The 247-nt window shown below is 68.4% G+C and carries 1 protein-coding gene; it reads right to left on the bottom strand.

Going from position 1 to position 247, the window contains the following annotated elements; all coding sequences use genetic code 11:
• A partial coding sequence (locus tag ACM0OX_RS35845) for a glycosyltransferase (protein ID WP_414519983.1) occupies positions 1–247 on the bottom strand: 247 nt, incomplete at both ends.

Raw genomic sequence — 247 nt, forward strand, 5'->3', positions numbered from 1 at the left:
GTCGGCGTGAAGGCGGCAGAACACCTTGTCGTCCTGGCCCCCGACCAGAACCAGGCGCACCTCTGGATCGGCCAGGCGGTCCAGAGCGCGGATCATCACCGGAATGTTCTTGTTGGGCGCCAGATTGCCCAGGGCCAAGAAGAAAGGATGGCCTTCGAGCCCGAGCCGCGCCGGAGCCTGCAGGTCCGGCGTTAGGCGGGCGAAATGGTCCGCGCCATTGGGGGCCAGGGCGATGGCGCCGGCTGGC

It is taken from the genome of Nostoc sp. PCC 9305 (assembly GCF_963920915.1).
Taxonomy (GTDB): domain Bacteria; phylum Cyanobacteriota; class Cyanobacteriia; order Cyanobacteriales; family Nostocaceae; genus Nostoc.